The 18,378-nt window shown below is 46.5% G+C and carries 22 protein-coding genes; 12 read left to right on the top strand and 10 right to left on the bottom strand.

What is annotated here, in order from left to right; genetic code table 11:
- Positions 1-4 precede the first annotated feature (4 nt).
- From JOD55_RS01130 to JOD55_RS01100, 7 genes are all read right to left on the bottom strand, one after another.
- Positions 5-907 carry a hypothetical protein gene (locus JOD55_RS01130; RefSeq protein WP_204397910.1) on the bottom strand — a complete coding sequence of 301 codons (903 nt, stop codon included), beginning with the start codon at positions 905-907 and terminating at the stop codon, positions 5-7.
- Positions 885-1,028 (bottom strand): hypothetical protein, encoded by a 144-nt coding sequence (locus tag JOD55_RS01125; protein WP_204397908.1) that lies wholly within the window; start codon positions 1,026-1,028, stop codon positions 885-887. Before JOD55_RS01125 ends, JOD55_RS01130 begins: the two co-directional genes overlap by 23 nt.
- A complete protein-coding gene (locus JOD55_RS01120) occupies positions 964-1,308 on the bottom strand; it encodes a peptidase inhibitor family I36 protein (protein ID WP_338022247.1) in 345 nt (114 codons plus the stop codon). Before JOD55_RS01120 ends, JOD55_RS01125 begins: the two co-directional genes overlap by 65 nt.
- A gap of 314 nt (positions 1,309-1,622) precedes the next feature.
- Positions 1,623-2,948, bottom strand: coding sequence for an ABC transporter substrate-binding protein (locus tag JOD55_RS01115; protein ID WP_338022169.1), 1,326 nt, complete (start codon positions 2,946-2,948; stop codon positions 1,623-1,625).
- A 42-nt stretch (positions 2,949-2,990) separates the two neighbouring features.
- Positions 2,991-3,884 carry a carbohydrate ABC transporter permease gene (locus JOD55_RS01110; RefSeq protein ID WP_204397906.1) on the bottom strand — a complete coding sequence of 298 codons (894 nt, stop codon included), beginning with the start codon at positions 3,882-3,884 and terminating at the stop codon, positions 2,991-2,993.
- Positions 3,881-4,915 carry a carbohydrate ABC transporter permease gene (locus JOD55_RS01105; RefSeq protein ID WP_239538926.1) on the bottom strand — a complete coding sequence of 345 codons (1,035 nt, stop codon included), beginning with the start codon at positions 4,913-4,915 and terminating at the stop codon, positions 3,881-3,883. The genes JOD55_RS01110 and JOD55_RS01105 overlap by 4 nt, the downstream gene beginning before the upstream one ends.
- Positions 4,890-5,378, bottom strand: a complete 489-nt coding sequence (locus tag JOD55_RS01100) for a SprT-like domain-containing protein (RefSeq protein ID WP_204397904.1) — start codon at positions 5,376-5,378, stop codon at positions 4,890-4,892. The genes JOD55_RS01105 and JOD55_RS01100 overlap by 26 nt, the downstream gene beginning before the upstream one ends.
- A gap of 96 nt (positions 5,379-5,474) precedes the next feature.
- On the opposite strand from JOD55_RS01100, the gene JOD55_RS01095 reads away from it, so the two are divergent.
- Positions 5,475-6,731, top strand: coding sequence for an NAD(P)-binding domain-containing protein (locus JOD55_RS01095; protein WP_204397902.1), 1,257 nt, complete (start codon positions 5,475-5,477; stop codon positions 6,729-6,731).
- A 22-nt stretch (positions 6,732-6,753) separates the two neighbouring features.
- On the opposite strand, the gene JOD55_RS01090 is transcribed toward JOD55_RS01095, so the two are convergent.
- From JOD55_RS01090 to JOD55_RS09380, 3 genes are all read right to left on the bottom strand, one after another.
- Entirely contained in the window at positions 6,754-7,059 is a 306-nt protein-coding gene (locus JOD55_RS01090) for a helix-turn-helix domain-containing protein (RefSeq protein WP_204397900.1), read from the bottom strand.
- Positions 7,060-7,063: 4 nt separating this feature from the next.
- Positions 7,064-7,411: a type II toxin-antitoxin system RelE/ParE family toxin gene (locus JOD55_RS01085; RefSeq protein ID WP_204397898.1), complete on the bottom strand. Its 348-nt coding sequence runs from the start codon at positions 7,409-7,411 to the stop codon at positions 7,064-7,066.
- Positions 7,412-7,563: 152 nt separating this feature from the next.
- Positions 7,564-7,812 carry a DUF2087 domain-containing protein gene (locus JOD55_RS09380; RefSeq protein ID WP_204397896.1) on the bottom strand — a complete coding sequence of 83 codons (249 nt, stop codon included), beginning with the start codon at positions 7,810-7,812 and terminating at the stop codon, positions 7,564-7,566.
- 308 nt (positions 7,813-8,120) lie between these two features.
- On the opposite strand from JOD55_RS09380, the gene JOD55_RS01075 reads away from it, so the two are divergent.
- The 11 genes from JOD55_RS01075 to JOD55_RS01025 all read left to right on the top strand — a co-directional run bounded on the left by JOD55_RS01075 (position 8,121) and on the right by JOD55_RS01025 (position 18,358).
- Complete coding sequence (locus tag JOD55_RS01075; RefSeq protein ID WP_204397894.1) at positions 8,121-8,738, top strand: hypothetical protein; 618 nt, start codon at positions 8,121-8,123, stop codon at positions 8,736-8,738.
- An 849-nt stretch (positions 8,739-9,587) separates the two neighbouring features.
- Complete coding sequence (locus JOD55_RS01070; protein WP_204397892.1) at positions 9,588-10,094, top strand: hypothetical protein; 507 nt, start codon at positions 9,588-9,590, stop codon at positions 10,092-10,094.
- Positions 10,095-10,293: 199 nt separating this feature from the next.
- Entirely contained in the window at positions 10,294-10,968 is a 675-nt protein-coding gene (locus JOD55_RS01065; protein ID WP_204397890.1) for a hypothetical protein, read from the top strand.
- Between the two features lie 341 nt (positions 10,969-11,309).
- Positions 11,310-11,843, top strand: a complete 534-nt coding sequence (locus JOD55_RS01060) for a hypothetical protein (RefSeq protein ID WP_204397888.1) — start codon at positions 11,310-11,312, stop codon at positions 11,841-11,843.
- A 1,119-nt stretch (positions 11,844-12,962) separates the two neighbouring features.
- Positions 12,963-13,772, top strand: coding sequence for a hypothetical protein (locus tag JOD55_RS01055; RefSeq protein WP_204397886.1), 810 nt, complete (start codon positions 12,963-12,965; stop codon positions 13,770-13,772).
- A 129-nt stretch (positions 13,773-13,901) separates the two neighbouring features.
- Complete coding sequence (locus tag JOD55_RS01050) at positions 13,902-14,102, top strand: hypothetical protein (RefSeq protein WP_204397884.1); 201 nt, start codon at positions 13,902-13,904, stop codon at positions 14,100-14,102.
- 8 nt (positions 14,103-14,110) lie between these two features.
- Positions 14,111-15,460, top strand: coding sequence for a hypothetical protein (locus JOD55_RS01045; RefSeq protein ID WP_204397882.1), 1,350 nt, complete (start codon positions 14,111-14,113; stop codon positions 15,458-15,460).
- A 21-nt stretch (positions 15,461-15,481) separates the two neighbouring features.
- On the top strand, positions 15,482-15,928 hold the full coding sequence (locus JOD55_RS01040; RefSeq protein ID WP_131281802.1) for a hypothetical protein: 447 nt from the start codon (positions 15,482-15,484) through the stop codon (positions 15,926-15,928).
- Positions 15,925-16,806, top strand: a complete 882-nt coding sequence (locus tag JOD55_RS01035) for a hypothetical protein (RefSeq protein ID WP_204397880.1) — start codon at positions 15,925-15,927, stop codon at positions 16,804-16,806. The genes JOD55_RS01040 and JOD55_RS01035 overlap by 4 nt, the downstream gene beginning before the upstream one ends.
- 116 nt (positions 16,807-16,922) lie before the next feature.
- The gene (locus JOD55_RS01030) at positions 16,923-18,119 is read left to right on the top strand and encodes a hypothetical protein (RefSeq protein ID WP_204397878.1); all 1,197 of its coding nucleotides are present in this window, start codon (positions 16,923-16,925) and stop codon (positions 18,117-18,119) included.
- Positions 18,107-18,358 (top strand): hypothetical protein, encoded by a 252-nt coding sequence (locus JOD55_RS01025; RefSeq protein ID WP_204397876.1) that lies wholly within the window; start codon positions 18,107-18,109, stop codon positions 18,356-18,358. The genes JOD55_RS01030 and JOD55_RS01025 overlap by 13 nt, the downstream gene beginning before the upstream one ends.
- Positions 18,359-18,378 lie beyond the last annotated feature (20 nt).

Here is an 18,378-nt window from a genome sequence, read left to right as displayed (position 1 = left end):
TGTGTTATTTCATTGGTTTGAAAAGTTCTGGGTGAGTATTGATGTATTCTTTGGCGTTGGTGACTGCATCGTCAATGTGTTTGCGTTGTGCGATGAGTTCATCAGCGTATTTGGTGATGATGGGTGCTTGAAGGTTGGCCCAGATTTCTACGAGCCGTGGAGTAGCGTTGAGTTCTTCTTGACACTGCGCTGCTTTGATAGCGGCAGTGAACGCTTCGGGAGTGCGATCATCTGAGGTGAATCCTTCAACATAGCCAGGGGAATCTTGACTCATTTTTAACCCTTTTGACTCATAACAGGAAGCAATCTCCGAAAAAACTTGCTGTGCGCGCTCGTCCTTCTTCACCTCGCTATATGTGTTTGAGATTTCATCTATCCAGGGTCCTTTTTGTGCGACAGTGTCAAGATCGAATTGGCTAACTTCCGGTTCTGGCCGACACGTTTCCACCATCTTGTCCTTTTGATTGTCTGGAACTTGACTATTAATAGCTGCTGGATGATTGGTGGGCATTTGCTTCGGCGGAGTTGATTTTAAATCTGGATTGCCGAAAGCATTTTTCTCGGCCATAGCTTTCGTCCATGGGCCAAATTGAGAAAAGGCTAATAATTTTCCATTACCCACACGATCGGGGGTCCATCCTACCCATGGGATACCCAGTTTTTCTCGAGCGCATTTCGCCATTGCTGCGCTTCCTGCCGAGAGTAAAATTTGCTGGTCTGCCAAGTTGAATGTGTAACGGTCGCTGGGGAGAGTAATGGTTAACGTGTCATGATTAATGTCTGGTTTAAGATTTAGTTCGTTAGGTGGTGAAGAGCTTTTATTTTCTTCACCACCTAACGAACAACTGGAAGCAAAAAAGCAAAGAATTACTGACAAAGCGAGACTAATTGTTTTCGGTGATTTCATTTAGAATCGTATTCTTTCTGTCGGTTTTGAATGCTTGTTTTGCTTTCAACAGATTTTTAGCAACCGCCGTAGGTGATGCGACTAATTCGGTTACTCCAGTTTTGTCCTGCGTAATCGCCATAACCAGCACCGTTGCTCAGATTGGGATCCTGATAGTTGTATCCCATTAGTGTTCTGCTAAACAGATAGAAGTATGGTCCCTCATTCACAAACCGAGAATCATAGAAGAGGGTTATACTGCAACTTGCACCGTTGGCTACTACCGAGTTTGCGCGATTGTCAATTCCTGAGTAAACAGGTGAGGAATGATCCTCGTTGTATGCGAATCCGCCGTTGTAGTCGTTATATGTCCAAAGGCAGGACGCACCTAGTTGGCAGTTTGCATTGCCAGCGTTAGCGATTGGTGCGGTTGCGAGTAGACTAGTTGTTGCGAGTGTTACGGCCGCGAGGGTTGCCTTAATGCTCCGAGTTTTTTACTCATTGGTTTTCCCTTCGTATAAAAGAGTTTTTAATCAGACGTCTTTGCCTGATAGAAACATATTAATAGTGTCTCAAGCCTCGTGCAATCAATTTGAGAATCATTTTTTAATGATTTACCAACATATGAACTGACCTTTTGCCTGTGGAAAAATTCGAGGATGTTTTCCTATATATGCATCCAATATGGGATATTTCCTTATCAGTAAACCCCTTCTGAATCTTAGCTATTTAGAAACTATTTCATTGCAGAGTTGCCGGCATTTTGGGCATCGGTTAAGCCTTGTTTGACTGGCACTGAACCCAAGAACAGATCCATGAGCTTTGGCATTGCCTTTTCAAGGCCAGCATTGACTTTCATGCCGCGTGGAGCGGGTGTCGTTTTACCAGCGGCGGCATCAACAAACACGGACACATCCACGTTCTTTTTTGCCCAGTAATCAACAAATGCTCGCTGAGCATCTTTCGCTCCAGGGAAAGCAACTCCTTCTGCTGCAAGTGGGCGTTGCCCATCAGCACTTCCAAGCCAAGCGAGCACCTTCTTTGTAGCTTCAGGATTCTTCGTCTTGGCATTTCCAACGGCAGCCACACCGTGAACTACCCCCACACGTCCTTGCGGACCTGCAACCATTGGCGCAACACCCCAGTTAATATTGGCAGACTCTGAGATCTTCTTTAATGAATAAGGACCAGACTGGAACAGTGCCAATTCGCCACGTGCAAACATATCGCGGGTGAGATCACCTTTTGTATTGGTTTCACTTGCTGGCGGTGCTACATGATATTTGTTAATCATGTCGACGACGTACTGGAACGCTGCTTCTCCTGCAGGTGATGCGAAAGCGAAGGTATCGTCGTCGTTTTGCAGTTTGCCACCATTTTGGGCGAGAAAATCGAGCCAGATGCCTTGTAGATCAGCTTGCGCATTGAAGCCAAAAACTTTCGTTGCGGCTGGATTGAACTGCGGCGCGGTAGCGTTATGACCTTGAGCATCAACGGTAAGCTTCTTAGCTGCAGCTAGGAGAGTATCATTACCGCTTGCGTTCGGTGCCCAGGTGAGTTTGCTCGGATCTACACCTGCTTTTGCCACGAGGTCTTTGTTGTAGAACAGTGCGATAGAGTCCCACAGCTGGGGGATTCCCCAAAGTTTGCCGCCCCGCGTGTAGAGATCGACGATCGATTCTTGCCAAGCGTCGTGTTTATCCCCGATAGCTTGGGAAATATCCATAATGTTTCCGGCTTCGGCAAGTTGTGCGAAGTTTGAGGAGTTCACCCAGTAAACGTCCGCTGCTTGACCTGAGGAAATATCAAGTGGAAGCTGTTTCCAGTACGAGTCCCATGGCACCACGTCTACTTTTACAGAAATATTCGGATTCTTTTTCTCAAATTCTGCAAAGGATTTTTTATATGCAGGAGCTGCGGAATCGTCCCATAAACGGAACGTGACGGTGGTTTTTTCGCCGTCGTCTTTCGAGGACTTCGAATCGGTAGCGGGCGAGCAGGCCGCTAAACTTAGCGCAGCTACTGCTGCTAGGGCAAAGGACTTTTTGAGTGATCGGATCACGATTACCTCTTTGAATCAGACAATGATGGTTTTATAGAAAGTCTATACTCTGGTAATGCCAATGGAGCGGATAATTTGCTTGTTGAATAACAAGAAGAGCACCAGAAGTGGGAGCACGCAGAGCGTCGTTGCTGCCATAACGAGCGTCCAGTTGGCAGAATACTGAGTTTGGAGAGCTGCGGTTGCCACCGTGAGCACATGCCACTGGGGATCTTGGGCGATAATATTGGGCCACATGAAGTTGTTCCATTGTGAAACAACCGTGATGAGCAGCAAGGTTGCCAAAATTGGCTTATTGGTTGGCAGCACGATACTCCACAACTGCCGCCAAAATCCGGCGCCGTCCAAGGTAGCGGCGTCAAGAAGTTCTTGCGGAACAGAGCGGAAATTTTCACGGAGTAGGAAAATGGCGTAAGGCGATCCGAGCATAAAAGGCACTACAATTCCGGCAAAAGTATTGCGCAAACCTGCAGCACTTATTGCGCCAAAGAGCGGGATCATAGTAACAACCGCAGGAATCATGAGCGTACACACGTACGCCCAAAAAATAGTATCGCGTCCCGGAAAGCGCAGTCGTGCAAAAGCATAAGCTGCCAAAACGGAGGACGTCATTTGCCCAATAACCATCACCAATACCACTTGAATTGTGATAGCGAGTGGCACGATAAAAGAGTGATCGGTAAAAAGGCTGGTGTAGTTATCAAAAGTGACTGGCGTGGGAAGTGCTAATGCGCCGTCGTTAACTAGCTGTTTCTCGGTTTTGAAAGAAGTGAGAATAGAAAATACAAAAGGAATAAGAGTGAGCAAAGCACCACCGATGAGCAGCAGATACGTCACTACATAACTGAAAAATCGCCGCGGCATGCGAGACTGTGGTGTGCGAGGTGACTGCCGCACCGTCGTCTGCTGTGAAAGCTCTGTTCGGGACTGTTTCATCGCTCATCACTCATTTCATACGTGATTCGCGTGCGGAAATAGCGCTGTTGAGCCACCGTAATCAGCACGACGACGATCGTGAGCAGTACCGCCATAGTTGCTGCTTGTCCGATTTGCGGAGAGGTGAAAGCAGCAGAATATATGCGTGCTGCGATGACGTCGGTTGTGCCGCCTGGATAGCCAGGGTTTCCGCCAGTGAGACCAAATACGAGGTCATAAACCTGAAAAGACCCAATAAGCGACGTGACCAGCACGAAAAAAGTGGTTGGGCGAATGAGGGGCAGCGTGATGGAGAAAAGTCGGCGCACCGCACCAGCACCGTCTAATACGGCAGCTTCGTAGATGGACGCCGGGATCGCTTGCAGGGCAGCAAGGAAAAACAGGGAAATATAGCCCACATTTTGCCAAATGTACACAAACGCAACTACTGGTAAAGCAGTAGATTCATTGCTCATCCATGCAGTTGTAGTGCCTAAAACGTTGTTTATCAATCCGGTGCGAGGGGCGAGAAGCCACGACCACACAATGCCAAGAGAAAGCGGCGCAGCAATCCACGGTAGTACGAAGCACAATTGCAAAAAGCGCGATCCAGGAAGTCTCCTATTCAAACCAAGGGCAATGAGCAGGCCACATACTATCGCGCCGGGGATAGCGAGAACTGAGAACACCGCCGTCGTAAAAATTGAACGCCAAAATTCTGGGTCACTAGAGATGGAGATGTAGTTATCAAAACCCACCCAGTGTGGAGGCGAGATCAGGTTCCATTCGGTAAAAGACAGCACAAGCACGGCAAATACTGGCACGATGAGAAATAATCCCACGCCAATAAAACTTGGCAGAAGCATTGTATAAGCGGTGCGGATTTCCGCTTTTCTTGCACTTGTGCGGGAGCGATTCTGAGCAGAAGCAGGAACAGAAGCAGGCGAATCGCTGGCGTCCTGTGGTGTGCCATTAAGTGAATGAACGTGCCAAGTGGAAGCTTGACCAGGTGACGTATGTGCCGGTTTAGTACGTGAGAAGTATTTTGCCATGAGGGCGTAGCACCTCCCCGTTTCGCTGATTCGTCCATACTAGAGCGAAATGAGGTGAAAATGATCGTGAGCAGCGTGCACATGACTGCACAGAGCGAGGGCGCCGGTGACGTTCCACCGTGTGCCCGTGGGGACACACACCAATCCAGAGCGGTTCAACAGCAGGAGCGTTGCGAATACGCGCTCGCGGCACTCCGCCGATTTGAGTGCAGATACGTGCCCAGTGTGCATCATGCCCATGACCAGGCCCGGCAAGCACGTGAGCGATCTCGTGCAAGATAACACTCCGCACTTCCTGCTCGGAATAAAGCTCCATTAGCGCTGACGAAAGAGAAATCTGCTTTTTCGTAAAATTCGCCATCCCAGCTCGCCGTTTCGCACCATCAAAAACGAGCGCCCAAGAACCTAGCCCGTGGCGATGCATCAAGCCACGTGCCAGAGTTTCTACGCTCGTCAGATCCATAAGTTAAGAATAAACGTAACTTCCCGCTAATTTCCGTTGCCAACCGAGCATGTTCTTCAATGTGGGCAAATGCTCGTTGTGATGTACCGTTGAGATATGCACGATAGCGCGAATTATCACGACTTTACGCCCTCAGCACACAAAAACGAACACTACGCTGACGTGGTAGTGATTGGTGCTGGGCAAGCGGGTCTATGCTCCGCCTATGAACTGTTGCGACGTGGCTTTGTGGGCTACGCGGGCGACCGGCGTCGCCCTGAAAATGCTGATAATGGAGCTGCTTATGTGTGCGGCGATCAAGGTGACTCGGAGAATCTTGAAGCTCGCGAGAAGAATCTTGCGGGTAAAAATGGGCCAGGAGCAGGTACTTTTGTGGTGCTTGACGGTGAAGTTGGACCTGGCGGCGCGTGGCGGCACCGGTGGCGCAGCTTGACGATGTCAACTATCAACCATATTGCCGATTTGCCTGGAATGCCGGTGGGTGAAATTGATCCGGCAGCGCCGTCGTCGCTCTTTGTGTCGCAATATTTTGCGGACTATGAACACGAGTTTGACCTGCCGATTTTACATCTGGTGAGGGTTGTAGCCGTGGAGGACGTGCCGGAAACTGGGCTGCTACGGGTGAGGACGACGTCGGGCACGTGGTATGCGCGGCGCGTCATTAACTGCACGGGCACGTGGACGCGGCCCTTCGTGCCGCATTATGAAGGCGCGGAACTGTTTCGTGGCCAGCAATTTCACACCCAGAATTACCCAAGGGCAGATCGGTTCTGGGGTAAACGGGTGATGATTGTTGGTGGTGGAATTTCGGCGTTGACGCACCTAGATGAGGTGTCGCGGGAAGCGAAAAAGACGATTTGGGTTACTCGCACTCCGCCGCGTTGGCGTGAGGACGATTTTTCACCGATGAACTCGTTGAGCATTGAGGCGGGTCGGGCAGTTGAGCAGCGCGTACGTGAACGGGTGGAGGTTGGGTTGATGCCTTTGCCGGTGGTTGCGGAAACCGGGCTGCCGGAGAATGACATGGTGCGCGACATGCGTGCGCGCGGCGTGCTGAAAAGGCGCGAGATGTTCGATCGGCTCGATAAACACGGTGCGTGGTGGGGCGAGAAGTTTGTGCAGCTTGACGCGATTATTTGGGCAACTGGTTTTCGGGCTGAGTTGCGGCATTTGGCGCCGTTGAAGTTGCGTTCTGAGCGTGGTGGTGTGCAGATGCGCGGCACGCGGGCAGTGTGCGACGAGCGGGTGCACCTGTTGGGATACGGGCCAAGTGCTTCGACTATTGGGGCGCGTCGCGATGCGCGCGTGGCTGTGCGAGAGATTGCGCAGGAGTTATCGGAGAGTGGGAGCTAGGGGCTTGATAACTCAGAAGTTATCAAGCAATGCGGATTCGAGCATCTCCTCGCTCAAATTCGAGTGATAAAGTGCCGCCGATTGCGTTGAGATATCCACGAATTGTACTAAGTTTTGCGTTTTCAATATCGCCCTGTTCGATTTTGGAAACTTGGCGTTGAGATACGCCGATTCGTTGTGCGAGTTGTTGTTGGGTAATGCCTAAGCTCTTGCGTAATTCACGAAGTCGATATGCGCGGACTTCTGTGAGCATTTGTTCTTTGTATTTATCCACTTCGGTTCGGTCGACTGGGTGGGCTTCGAGGAATTGTTCGAGTGTCATTGCCATGGTGCTATCCTTCTTGTTTTGCGAGGTATTGATCGTAAAGCTTATCTGCAATAGGAATGTTCTTTCTATACCATCTGTTCCATTGGTTAGATTTGTCCCCACCAATCAACATAATTGCCCTGCGCTTAGGATCAAATGCGAATAAGATTCGTAGTTCTGTTCTTCCTGAAGATCCTGGTCTTAACTCTTTCATATTTTTGTGACGTGATGCCGTCACGCTATCAACTAATGGACGACCTAAGGTGGGGCCGTGTTCTTGTAAAAGTTCTAACGCCGCAATGACTTGTTGTTGCGACTTTTTATCTAGCGAAATAATCCATTCAGTGATGAGCTCGACATCCAGATCCCACATAAATATATTTTAGAACTTGTAAGTTCTAAAATCAAGAGGGGGAACAAGCTTTGTAGGGCTAGTGCTTGTTCTAATGCGACAGCATTATTGGCACGCTTGTTCAGCAGTTTTGTGTGGTTGTTGTCGCCTATCGAATCTAGTTTTATAAACATTTATAGAGTTTGGGCAGCAGCGATTGAGTGACTGAGCCGATAGGAAGTGCCATCGTTGAGCCTTTCCAGAAGTCCGGCATCGATAAGGTAGCGCCTAAGGGTGGCGAAGTCGTCGGTCACTACTTTCAGCCGCTCGTTAACTTGTGACTCTTGCAGATTGTCACTTTGAGAAAACAGGCGTAGTGCGAGATAGTCGAGGTGACTAACAACGACTGCTCCAGCTGGAAGAAAGTGATTTATCAAAACCATTTGGGCTATGACGAGGTAGTTTTTCTTGCTGAAAGTAAGTATTTTGAGTTGCAAGAAATGCCGTCTTTCTACGAAAATCTCGCTGGCAGTGTGCCCTAAATATATGAGAGTGTTGTGCGAAGCGTTTCCGCCCAAGACCTGGTTTCAGAAAGACGACGGAGCCTCTCAGTAGCGTTGTAAGTTGCGCTAGTTGCTTTGGTTTACTTTGGTGCGAAGCCAAATACGCGACAAAATCTGACACCGCTGTGTAGGATAAAGCAATCTATAGCGATAAATATTCGCACTGTGTGATGGAAAGTGGGTTTCGCATGTCTTGGTGGGAAATAGTTGGATGGACTGGTTCCGTGCTCGTCGTCGTAAGCTTGATGGTTCCCAGCGTGCGTAGATTCCGCATTCTTAATCTCACAGGCTCGTTGATCGCAACGATTTATAACGTGTTCTTTGAGATCTGGCCGTATGCGGCGATGAATGGTGCAATCGTGCTCATCAACATTTACTGGTTATGGCGATTGAGTCAACAAGGTGAAAGTGAAGAACGCGGATATTCCGTGGTGGCGGTGAATGATGATAATTCAATAGTGCAGCGTTTTCTCTCACGCAACGGTGCCTCTATATCCGCTGCTTATCCACAGTTCACCAAAGATGCGCTGATCGGAACACGATCTTTCTTAATAATGCACGACGAGGAAATAATCGGACTATTTGCGGTACGGCTCGGTGAGGACGCGAAAGCTAACGTCGTTGTTGACTATGTAACAGAGCGTTTTCGAAATTTTACTCCAGGCAAATTCATTTACACTAACCACAAGCTTTTTGCAGATTTGGGTGTGCGCACGCTTTTGCTTCCTGCCAATGACACGTCGGACGTGGCTTACTTCAGAAAACAAGGCTTTGATGGCGATATTGTTCTGACGAAGAGTTTCTAGATTGCACTGATCCCTGAAAGTTGGACGGTTATTTGTTTTGTTTTTTGCGTTGGAGATAGATATAGCACCCGATAATCCAGATTAATGTTGCCACGGCAAGTACGGTAATGATGATTTTCGTTTGCGTATGGATTCCTCCAAAGAAGAATGGGAGTGCCCATAAGAATATGATTGAAAAGCTTTGAAAAAGAGCGGCTTTTATATCGTCCATGATTTTTCTTTCTCTCGCTAATATCCTGCGCAACCTAATAGTGTTAAGCCCAGACGTGCGAGTGAGTTAGCATGTCTGAGTGAATCAGCGTGGCAGATTCCTTTCACATCCATCCACGCTTTTGTGATCGCAGTTACATTCTAAAAGGTTGCTGTGTCATGGTTAATGAAACGTAAATATTCTCATTAACTATTCACGCATATGTGTTATCGTTCTCTGCGTGTTTTAATTTCGACGATGGGTGTGCCGGAGTGTACCCTTGTTGAATTTCCGGCAAGTTCCTGCTCCCGCCTGCGAGTTACGAGAAAATTCAGGGTTGATTTAGTTGTATGACGACGACGTAGCCCCAGTAAAATATGCAACAGGATATGGAGGCGGGGATAAATATGTATAGCTTTCGGAAAACATTAGAGTATAAGAACTCTGGTTACAGGGCCTCGTTTGCCTAGGTGGGTCTGTTAATCAAGGAATATTTTCCTCAAGATACGAAAATTTCTAAGCATAAGAGTACCTTTCGGATTCGCCCTTTCTGTGGGCAAGTTTATTGGTTACAGCTGAAGATATTTCACTCCTCATCGAAAATCGGTTTCTCAATAAGGTGTCGTTATCGTGTTCATGGAGCCGGCTACTCTCACGTGGTGAAAATTTCGCAACAAAATGAGAGTCGAGATTTTTCGGACGAGTGTCAGAGTTTGTTGAATGAACTTGTTTATATTGTTTCGTGCATGGCTCATGAGCGTATTTATGTTCATGGTGAGGGTAAGAAATTTTCTTTAGCATTTCCCGTAGCGCCTGGTAGTGAAAAGTTTTATGTGCACACGCGCACGTGGCGAAGTATGCATGTTGATTTTTATGAAGATTCGTTCGAGATTCGTAGTCGCGATAACGTGATTGGCGGCTTTGAGCGGCTTCTGTTGTTCAAACCGCAACCAGGCCAGGTTGGCGGTGTTTCTGGATTTATCACAGAGTTGGAAGAATCGAATGATGTACCGCAGCAATTCACGAACGGCTTTGACTCCAATTACACCGAAAAAGGAATGATTCTAGGATCATTTTGGAACGTTGCGATTACTAAGCGGGACTATATTTGGTTTATTGCCGGTATGTTCATTGCCATTTGGGTGTTTGACCATTTTTCTTCATAGAAGCAAGAATATTTCTAGAAACTTAAATAAAGCGTGGTTCGCTGATTGATCTTCGATTAATCGAATGTTTGGGAAGATATAGCTGCCGTTTTGTGAATTAATATAGAACCCCACGATGAAGTGGATTTATTGGGAGATGTGCAAAGTCCCCCTTGTAGGCAAAAATTTAAGAGATTAAGAGGGAGGTCCTCTCATGCGTGTGAAAGCTCTTGATGTTTTAGATCCTGAATTTTATGGAGGAGGGTTCGATTATCCTCGTTTTAGAGCAAACAGAAACTACCTGGTTCTGGCGAGGTATACCAACATCCAGTATCGCTGGTTTCGTGACCCTTTGGTAGATGAACAGTTTTACATTTTACACGAGGATTGCGATTTTGATCCGTATCTTTCTCGTAGGGGTTCGTATCCGATGTTCTTTCCAGTGAGACTCTTCGAGGTAACAGATGGAGATTGTCTCACGTGGGAGACGCGCGAATACAAAGATCGGAAAGGGCGTGTAGAAAGAGTTATCTCAGCTGATAGTAAATTCTTTGAATTGCTCGACATGCCGGCATTTTTCGACAACATCACTGATGGTGCACCTGAATACTTCGCCGCTCTTTACGAAAAATTCCCGCCCGAGACGTGGTTTGAGGGAGGAGAAGTTGGATATGAGAAGTTCGCTTTGCTTTTTGATGAGTATAAAAAGCTTGTTGATGAATCGTGGAGTTACAACGGAGATCCTACTGAACGGTTAGATACTCTCTCGCGACTGCGACGCGAAATCGGGCAGCTTGAAGGCTCGGTTGAATTTCCGGCAAGTTACGATCCAGAACAGCTTTCTCAATATGATGCAGATGTAGAATCGCTCAAAAACTGGCTGATCTCAAGATAAAATCAAATAATTCTCGCCAGTACAAGTATAAAGATTGAATAGGTCTTTGTTATGTACGCCCAGAACAAAGATGGTTCTTTGCCGTTCAAAAAATACGCTTCGCCGTTGCATGACGTAAATTGCCGAGTTGTTATAGATTCAACCGCACTCAATATTGCACCACTTCGTGGCAGTTGACGATCTTTCATGGCCTGACACGTCGGGGTTTTGAGTTTTCTATTCAGAGGTTCCGTGGGCGTGATATTCGAGGTGGTGAGAGCTGTGCTTACGTGTAAAAGTGGCCGACTATTCATAGGAATGAGCGTCTCGAATACCGACGTCTTACGGATTTTATTTACTTATTGAAAATCGGAAAGTTCTTCCTTTCGGTTACTGATGTCCAAACCGTGGTGGCGTTTCCAAAGAATTTAGCGTGCGAAGTTTATGACGTCTATATTTGCGTTCACCCTTTGGGAATGACGCCGCAGCGCGTAACCATTGAATCGTGGTCGAGTGATCAGGTTCAGCGTAAGCTTGATGTGTTTGACTTTAAGCGTGAAGAGTTCGATTTCTTGGTTGAGAAATTTTCGCACGTGCTTGATGAGCCTGTGTGGACCTTACATCCTGAGGAGATTGAAGACTTGTGGGTCGATGTCTCCATTCGTGAACAGATCAACGATTGCTTGAGTATCCTTCATACGAAGGGAGACGACGTCGATACACCGCGTTTGGCTCGTATCGATTCTTTGTGGCGAAGTTCGATCAAGAACTATGTGGATACGGGTGATCCTGTGTTTTATGGCTATTCACAGGGAATTGATTCGGATCATTGGTGGTTCCATCTCGATGAAATTGCTTCAATCCCCGATGATTCATTTCCGGTGTCCTATCCATAATCTAACTTTGAATTATATGGTGTTTTCTAGCTATATAGAGATGGAATATGGAATACTTAATGCTTCGATGCTGCGATGGAGCGGCTTGTGAAAGTTTCGATGTTGTTGAAATGATGCGGATAGAATCCAGTGCGCTTCAACTAAAATGAGGGCATGGGTGCTTATCGAATGAAAATTAGCCTTAGGGACGGTATCTATGGGTAGATACGATGAGCGACGTAATCGTCGTCGAATAAATAAGCTGAACGTGCTTCTATCAGATAAAGAAAAGCAAACAAATCTTGTTGTTCGAAAATTCAAGTTTGAGAATTCGGTATTGCGATCCGGTTTTCACTTAACTGGTTTCTACCATGGTCAACGAATTCGGTTGAGTAATTATACTTATTTCCCTTGATTGCATAGTTGTGATGATTCGAAGACGATTGCATCTAGATGTGGTCTCGAGTTCCCGAAATCGTACACTCGTGAAGAGTTTGAAAAGTACGCGTTTATTGGACGAGATGATGAAAATATTCGGATTGCTTGGTGTAACTCTGAAACAAAACTCTGTGCACTTCAGACATTCAAACAACCTTGGTTCTTGAATTTGTTCTTGAAGAAACCGCGAACTGAAATCTGGCGATATGACCGAGTTCGGCAGGAGTTAAATCCAGTTGAGCGCGAACTCGCGATAAGTGATTTTGTTTCGCCTCCATCGACATTGAGTGGCCGTCGATGGGTGCACAGAAATATATGGCCTCATAAAATTTCGGGGAAAACATTCTTCTTGATCTTGGTTCTTTGTACACTGTGGTCGTTATTGGTTCGGTTGATCTTTGATTTGATTTGGCCAGTCACGTGAGTAATCTTTGCCCAAGCTTCCAAGTGTTGTGCTAACTGCTTGATTATCACCCATTGACGCTACGATGAAGCGGCTCGTGAAAGTTTCGGTGTTGTTGAAATGATGCGGATAGAATCCAGTACGTCCCAGTTGACCCAAGAAGCAACTTTTTCAGTCGTTCGAGTTGGAAAGGGCATAGAGTACCGATTCAATCGGGTAGAAGCGAACGTATAATTAGTCGATTCCATTTTGACTTATTGAGATACTAAACATGGCCTGCTTTTATAAAGGAGTTTGCTATGAAAGTTCGACCTTTGAATGACGTCCGTCGTTCCTCGGCTAATGGCGAGTTAACTGAGCTCCACAGCACAAAGGAGTACGTGGTCTATGCTCGTGACGACGGCGGAAAATCACCTAAATATTGGCTCATGCCAGAAAGAGGAAGTAGCTTTTCATACGAATTCAATATCTATGATTCAAAGTTATTTGCTGTTACGGACGATTCGGAAGACGGGTGGATCGAATTCCCATACAAACGGCGTAATTTTGTGATGCGAATATTGAATGGTTCACCGTTCGGGGAAGGACTTAGAGGCACACCTAGTTTTATCGAGTGGTTTGGTTGGCCACGTGGAGAGCAAGAACTGTTCTACGAGGGTGAGTTCGTTAGTATGGCAAACTATTTCGAGCTTTTCCCAGAATTAGAACCCGAGTTTTCCTCCCGATACGCTTCAATTGATGAACTGGTAGGGCGTGCAGCCATCACAAATATCAATAGTATCGAGTTGCTGGAATTCATCGAGCAGCGCGGTTATCAGCTAGTGTTCAAACAAATGGACAATTTTTACTCCTATGTAGAAGCTGAGTTTGAGCTTAGCGATGGAATCCAAGTTGGCTTGGGTTTTGATTTTCTTGGTGAGTTAATCTATGTGAACGTCATGCAAACCAGCTTTGAGAATCTCGCTCGGATTGACGGGTACACTAGTGCCGATTTCATTCGCCTTGCAAAAGAACTCGTCACGGGAGAATACACCATAGTTTCTAAGTCACGACGGCGATCAACCTTGGAAACTGCCAGTGGCTTTAAGAGCTTCATTAGACGGAAGTGACTCTTGAAACCGTGCGCATGGGGTATCTTTAATCAACTGATTATTATTTTGGTACTACAAAGGAAATGTTCATACACGCAGATGGATAAAAACTTGGCGTGATGATCATTTGTAATGGAGTGAGTGAAAATGAACGACTTATCGTCAATCAACGACAGTCTGATTGATTTGATTAATGAATGTAATAGCCGTTACCCAGGCTTCATGCATGTAAATGAGACGACGGCGAAACTGAGCGTTTGGATTCAATTTACCAGGTGCGCGGTGCTCACGATCCATTACGGAATTTCGCGCGTCATCGGATGCGGTATCGTGCCGAAGAATTTCTAGGGACACTTATGAATGAAATTCCACGTGGACAGCGGTTTAAGCAAGAAATCGCCCTAAAGCTAGAACGCTTACTGAGTATCCCTCACGAAACGCTAGAGCACGACGACGGTGTTGTTGAGTATCTTTTTGGCTCGAAGTGTTCTTTCAAAATTCTGTGTTTGGATGAAAAGTTTGGTATTTGCGCTGAGTTTCAAGAAATATCTGTGGGTGCGGGGATCGGGATTCCTCGGGTGCTATATTTGCTTGGGAACACTGTAGAGAGCGCCGTGGATTTCTTCAATCATCTTGTGGATTCGCTGTTTGATGGTATGATCTACACCTCGTCCGGTGTTGGTTATTTCCGTGTTGACTGGCTTCCATATCGTTATCTCGCCATTCCCTCGCGAACGAAGTCAGGGAACTTTGACGTGTTTTTCTTAAAGCCTTCTCTTGTTGATGTGAAAAGGCGTTCGCGGTCTTGGAAACTCGACAAAGTTAGAAAATCCTTGGTGGCGCTTAACGTTGACACAATGTGGATTGAATACATGCTTGATCGTTATTGCCAATTGGTTTGGACTATTGAAACGGATTATCCGATTCATGCAGATGATGAGTTTCACAATTCTAAAGATTGGCAAGAAATTTTCTCAGAATGTGTGTATGCGCGAGAACAACTAAATAACTCGATCCCAAAGATGGTTCGGTTCGGTTTAGGCGCATGGGTCAACTATGTCCGTGTCCTTGACCAACTCTTACAACATGCGTTGACGACTTATGAAATAGAACGTTCCATACTTGATTTTCTTGCCGCGCATGAACATGAGCCGGCTTATAAATGGTGGTTCAAGCTTGCCGAAATTTCACTACTTTCGAAAGCTGATTTGCTGACGTTGTATGTGGAAGCTGGTGATGGTACCTCTAAAGAACCAAACTCAGACCTACAAGATCGTGATGTGATGGTGCATCGGTACAGTTCTGATCCTTTTGAATATTCAGATCGTGAATGGCTTGAATCAGTCGAAAAGCTCAATATTGCAACGTTTATAGAAAAAATATACGATGATGAAACTGGGAATCTCAGGCGTGTGAAAGCTCAATATTCTGTTCTTGATATTGTTCTCGGATTTGATCAAGATGGAAAATTTTCTACATTTGAAGTTCCTCATTTTCATCCTCAAAGACATCAAGCTGTGCGCGATCTGGAAGCATCGGAGCTTCGACAAATACTGATCGCTATCTTGATTGGGATGTCTGGGCTACATAAAGGAAAGTTCGTAGCACGACTTGAGGTATTTTTGCCTGAAAAGAAAGTTGTATTTTGGGCTCAACGTATTGTTCTTCAGTATGTAGTTTTAAGGAAATTCTTTCTGAAGCGATGAAGTGAAGGGAACGGTGTGTAGATGAATCTCACCGATGAATGGCTAAAAGAGCTTCACAGCAAAACGTGTACGGTGCTGCGCGTTTTGCATCATGGTAAATCACTCGTAGTTGTTTTTACGAAGCCTTTTCCTGCCCATGCGCTTGACGGAGAACAGTTCCTTGTTTTTACGCTTACCTTTTCGGGTGTGCAGCATTACCAGCAGAATTACCAATCGAAAAATACTCTGCACCACAGTTCAGCGGTGAAATCAGATCCCCTTGATCGTCAAACTTCTCCCTCTGATTCAATGTTTTTGCTCAATGCGCTCGAAATTTCTGGGTTGGATGCTACTTCCACCATTGAAAATTCCGACTTGGTTTCGTGTGCTTTTCCCTGCGATGTAAAGCTTGTTATTGGAAGTAAAGAGTTTTCCTTCACCTGCGACGACATTGCCTTAGACACCTATGCTCAGGACGGTAAAGAATGAAAGTTCAGCTCATATCGACAAGTGTGGAATACGACGTCGTACTGATCCAAAAGACCTGGAAGAATACCTATTTTTATCTCGCAAGCTATTCCGACGACGCTCGCCTCGTTCCTTATGGTTCTCGCGTGCCGCAAAGGCAAGTGAGGGTGCTGGATCCTGCGCAACCAAACTGGGTTTCTCCTCGAAAAATACGCGGTTACTTAGGAACTATCACCACTGATGAGCGTTTAATTTCTTACCTGGAGAGAGAACCATATTTTCTTCGCTCACTCAGGGAAGGAGTTCGCGGACCTGTTGAAATTATTAATCTAATTTTTGCGTCAGACGACACCGCTTTAAGTATTCTTAACGATAAGCGCGATGTCAGTGGTCTACTAGTTTCTCAACAACAAGTAGAGCGATATGTGCGTAGCGAAATGCGGGCTTTGATTTCACGCATGAGCGAGACGGACTGTAACTGCCGTTTTGTCGATGACGTAGTTCGATTCTCCCAAGATAATTGGTGGCTATCCCTCAGGAATGATTCGATTGTCGGTTATGAACTTATGGTTCACGTTCAAGAAGGCGACAAGAGTGTTGGACTTTGGGTTAACGAGGATACGGATGCCTATCCGCTTTTCGAAGCTGACGAAGCATGGCGAACCTTGATGTTCGTGGATGCTGCAAAAATCGTTGTAGACGCGCTGTTTAATGGTGAGATTTACAGCGGAGCGGTTGCCGGGAAAAGCTATCTTGCAGTTCCCGCTGGTGAGGACGATTTGTATATCGTTTGTGAAGGAGAACTAAAGCGCCGTCGTCAAACATTGACGATGACGAATACAACCAAGTGGACCCGTGACCAAGTGGTAGAAATGCTTGTTCCTATTCAAGTTAAGTAAGTAAATCGTGGTGACTGAAATTGAACGACCTTGACTTTCTCAAGCTTTGCAGTGATTTGCCGCTTTTCCATGATTCATTGCAGCGTATTGAACACTTTGACGGTGTATTTTGGAAGGTGAATTTTACACATTCGGCTTCGTGCGATGAAGGATTTGTATTTCATTTTGCCGATGTAGGTGCGTCGGTAGGTCTTGGATCTGTGCCCGGTTATGAGTTTCAAGAGCTCAACGGTAAATGGTCGAGCATATTCCAAGGCGCATGCTGGGTGCTAGATTCGCTGCTTTCGGGAAATATCTATACGCAGCGCATCAATAAAAAGAATGCCTGCGTAGCGATTCCTTCAATGTGGCAGCCAGATAGTTATGACGTATATTTTTCCGATCTTTCACACAAAACCAGTCACGGACATTGTGAGCAATGGACGGCAGAGCAGGTATTTGCACACTTAGTAAAGATCGATTTTTATCGTGATTTGCTTGCGTCGCTCATTAACTTTTACCGGTACGATCTAGAGTTCGACATGGGTATTGGCCCATCTTACGAAAGCGATATTCGTGAAGTTGTGGAGTTTAGATCCCTCATTAGCCGAGCCCTATCAGATATGCACCAGCGCGATATGCACGTTGATCTACGTGTTCTCCGCAAATGCGACGAGCTGTGGCAGGGGCAGTTGGGGGAGTTTTATGCGCGGGGTGGTTCGTTTGTGGGTGAGGTTCCGTTCTCGGATGAGCCGGCTGTGAAGTGGTGGTGTCATTTAGCGAAGTTTGATTCGCTGTCTGGTTCTGATTTGGCGACGGTTTTTGTTGAAGAAGGCGATGATGACGGCGGTGTGGTTGCGTTTCGTTGTGATGATCTGGGTGTGTGTTTAGGTTTAGAGACTTGGCTTGATTGTTTGCGTGATCGTGGCTGTGAGGTGGTTGTTGAGGACGTTGCCGATGGTGTTGATGGTGTGGGGGTGCGTCGTCGTTGGCAAAGGATTGTGGTTCGTGCTGGTTGGTGTGTGGTTCGTCTTGGTGTTGTGGATGGGTCTTTGACTGGGTTTGGTGTGGATGGTTTCGTGTTTCCGCAGCTGTGGCTTGGTAAACGGCTCACGGACGCGCAGATACGCGAACTCACCGAAGCTGTTGTGACCGGTAAGGACGCTTATTTGTGGCACGCTGGTAACTGTGGTTTGCTCACGATCAATATTAACGAGCGTTTTATATGCGGAATTGGGAAAATTTTGATGTTTATCGCTGGAAAGGGAGTATCCCAGCAACAGTTGAGCGACCAGTGGCGCAGTGGGCGCAACCAAAGGTTATGGCGAAACTGAAACGATTCGATGCATATGTGAGCTGGTATAACTCTGTTCTAGGTCAGTATCGAGGAGGCGTTCGCTCGGGTTGTGCCGAGTGTGACGATGAAGATTTTGAGGAAATGATTTTCTTACGCGGAGAACTCAACAAACTGATTCCGTGTTTGATTCAAACGGGACGACATGTTGATATGCAAGAAATTCGCGCTTTAGATGCCGCATGGCAGCAACAGCGTGATGAGCAACGGTGCGACTAGCTACCGTGACTTCCTCAAGC

The sequence above is a fragment of the Arcanobacterium pluranimalium genome, from assembly GCF_016907845.1.
GTDB classification, from domain to species: domain Bacteria; phylum Actinomycetota; class Actinomycetes; order Actinomycetales; family Actinomycetaceae; genus Arcanobacterium_A; species Arcanobacterium_A pluranimalium.
Note: the sequence above shows the minus strand (reverse complement) of the source record. Positions and strands in the feature narration are given on the sequence as shown.

What these genes read in the sequence shown, in the direction of transcription:
- JOD55_RS01130 (WP_204397910.1), bottom strand. Translation starts at nt 907, where the DNA reads ATGAAATCACCGAAAACAATTAGTCTCGCTTTGTCAGTAATTCTTTGC.
- JOD55_RS01125 (WP_204397908.1), bottom strand. Translation starts at nt 1,028, where the DNA reads ATGGCGATTACGCAGGACAAAACTGGAGTAACCGAATTAGTCGCATCA.
- JOD55_RS01110 (WP_204397906.1), bottom strand. Translation starts at nt 3,884, where the DNA reads ATGAAACAGTCCCGAACAGAGCTTTCACAGCAGACGACGGTGCGGCAG.
- JOD55_RS01105 (WP_239538926.1), bottom strand. Translation starts at nt 4,915, where the DNA reads ATGGCAAAATACTTCTCACGTACTAAACCGGCACATACGTCACCTGGT.
- JOD55_RS01100 (WP_204397904.1), bottom strand. Translation starts at nt 5,378, where the DNA reads ATGGATCTGACGAGCGTAGAAACTCTGGCACGTGGCTTGATGCATCGC.
- JOD55_RS01095 (WP_204397902.1), top strand. Translation starts at nt 5,475, where the DNA reads ATGCACGATAGCGCGAATTATCACGACTTTACGCCCTCAGCACACAAA.
- JOD55_RS01090 (WP_204397900.1), bottom strand. Translation starts at nt 7,059, where the DNA reads ATGGCAATGACACTCGAACAATTCCTCGAAGCCCACCCAGTCGACCGA.
- JOD55_RS01085 (WP_204397898.1), bottom strand. Translation starts at nt 7,411, where the DNA reads ATGTGGGATCTGGATGTCGAGCTCATCACTGAATGGATTATTTCGCTA.
- JOD55_RS09380 (WP_204397896.1), bottom strand. Translation starts at nt 7,812, where the DNA reads ATGGTTTTGATAAATCACTTTCTTCCAGCTGGAGCAGTCGTTGTTAGT.
- JOD55_RS01075 (WP_204397894.1), top strand. Translation starts at nt 8,121, where the DNA reads ATGTCTTGGTGGGAAATAGTTGGATGGACTGGTTCCGTGCTCGTCGTC.
- JOD55_RS01055 (WP_204397886.1), top strand. Translation starts at nt 12,963, where the DNA reads ATGAAAGTTCGACCTTTGAATGACGTCCGTCGTTCCTCGGCTAATGGC.
- JOD55_RS01050 (WP_204397884.1), top strand. Translation starts at nt 13,902, where the DNA reads ATGAACGACTTATCGTCAATCAACGACAGTCTGATTGATTTGATTAAT.
- JOD55_RS01045 (WP_204397882.1), top strand. Translation starts at nt 14,111, where the DNA reads ATGAATGAAATTCCACGTGGACAGCGGTTTAAGCAAGAAATCGCCCTA.
- JOD55_RS01040 (WP_131281802.1), top strand. Translation starts at nt 15,482, where the DNA reads ATGAATCTCACCGATGAATGGCTAAAAGAGCTTCACAGCAAAACGTGT.
- JOD55_RS01035 (WP_204397880.1), top strand. Translation starts at nt 15,925, where the DNA reads ATGAAAGTTCAGCTCATATCGACAAGTGTGGAATACGACGTCGTACTG.
- JOD55_RS01025 (WP_204397876.1), top strand. Translation starts at nt 18,107, where the DNA reads ATGGCGAAACTGAAACGATTCGATGCATATGTGAGCTGGTATAACTCT.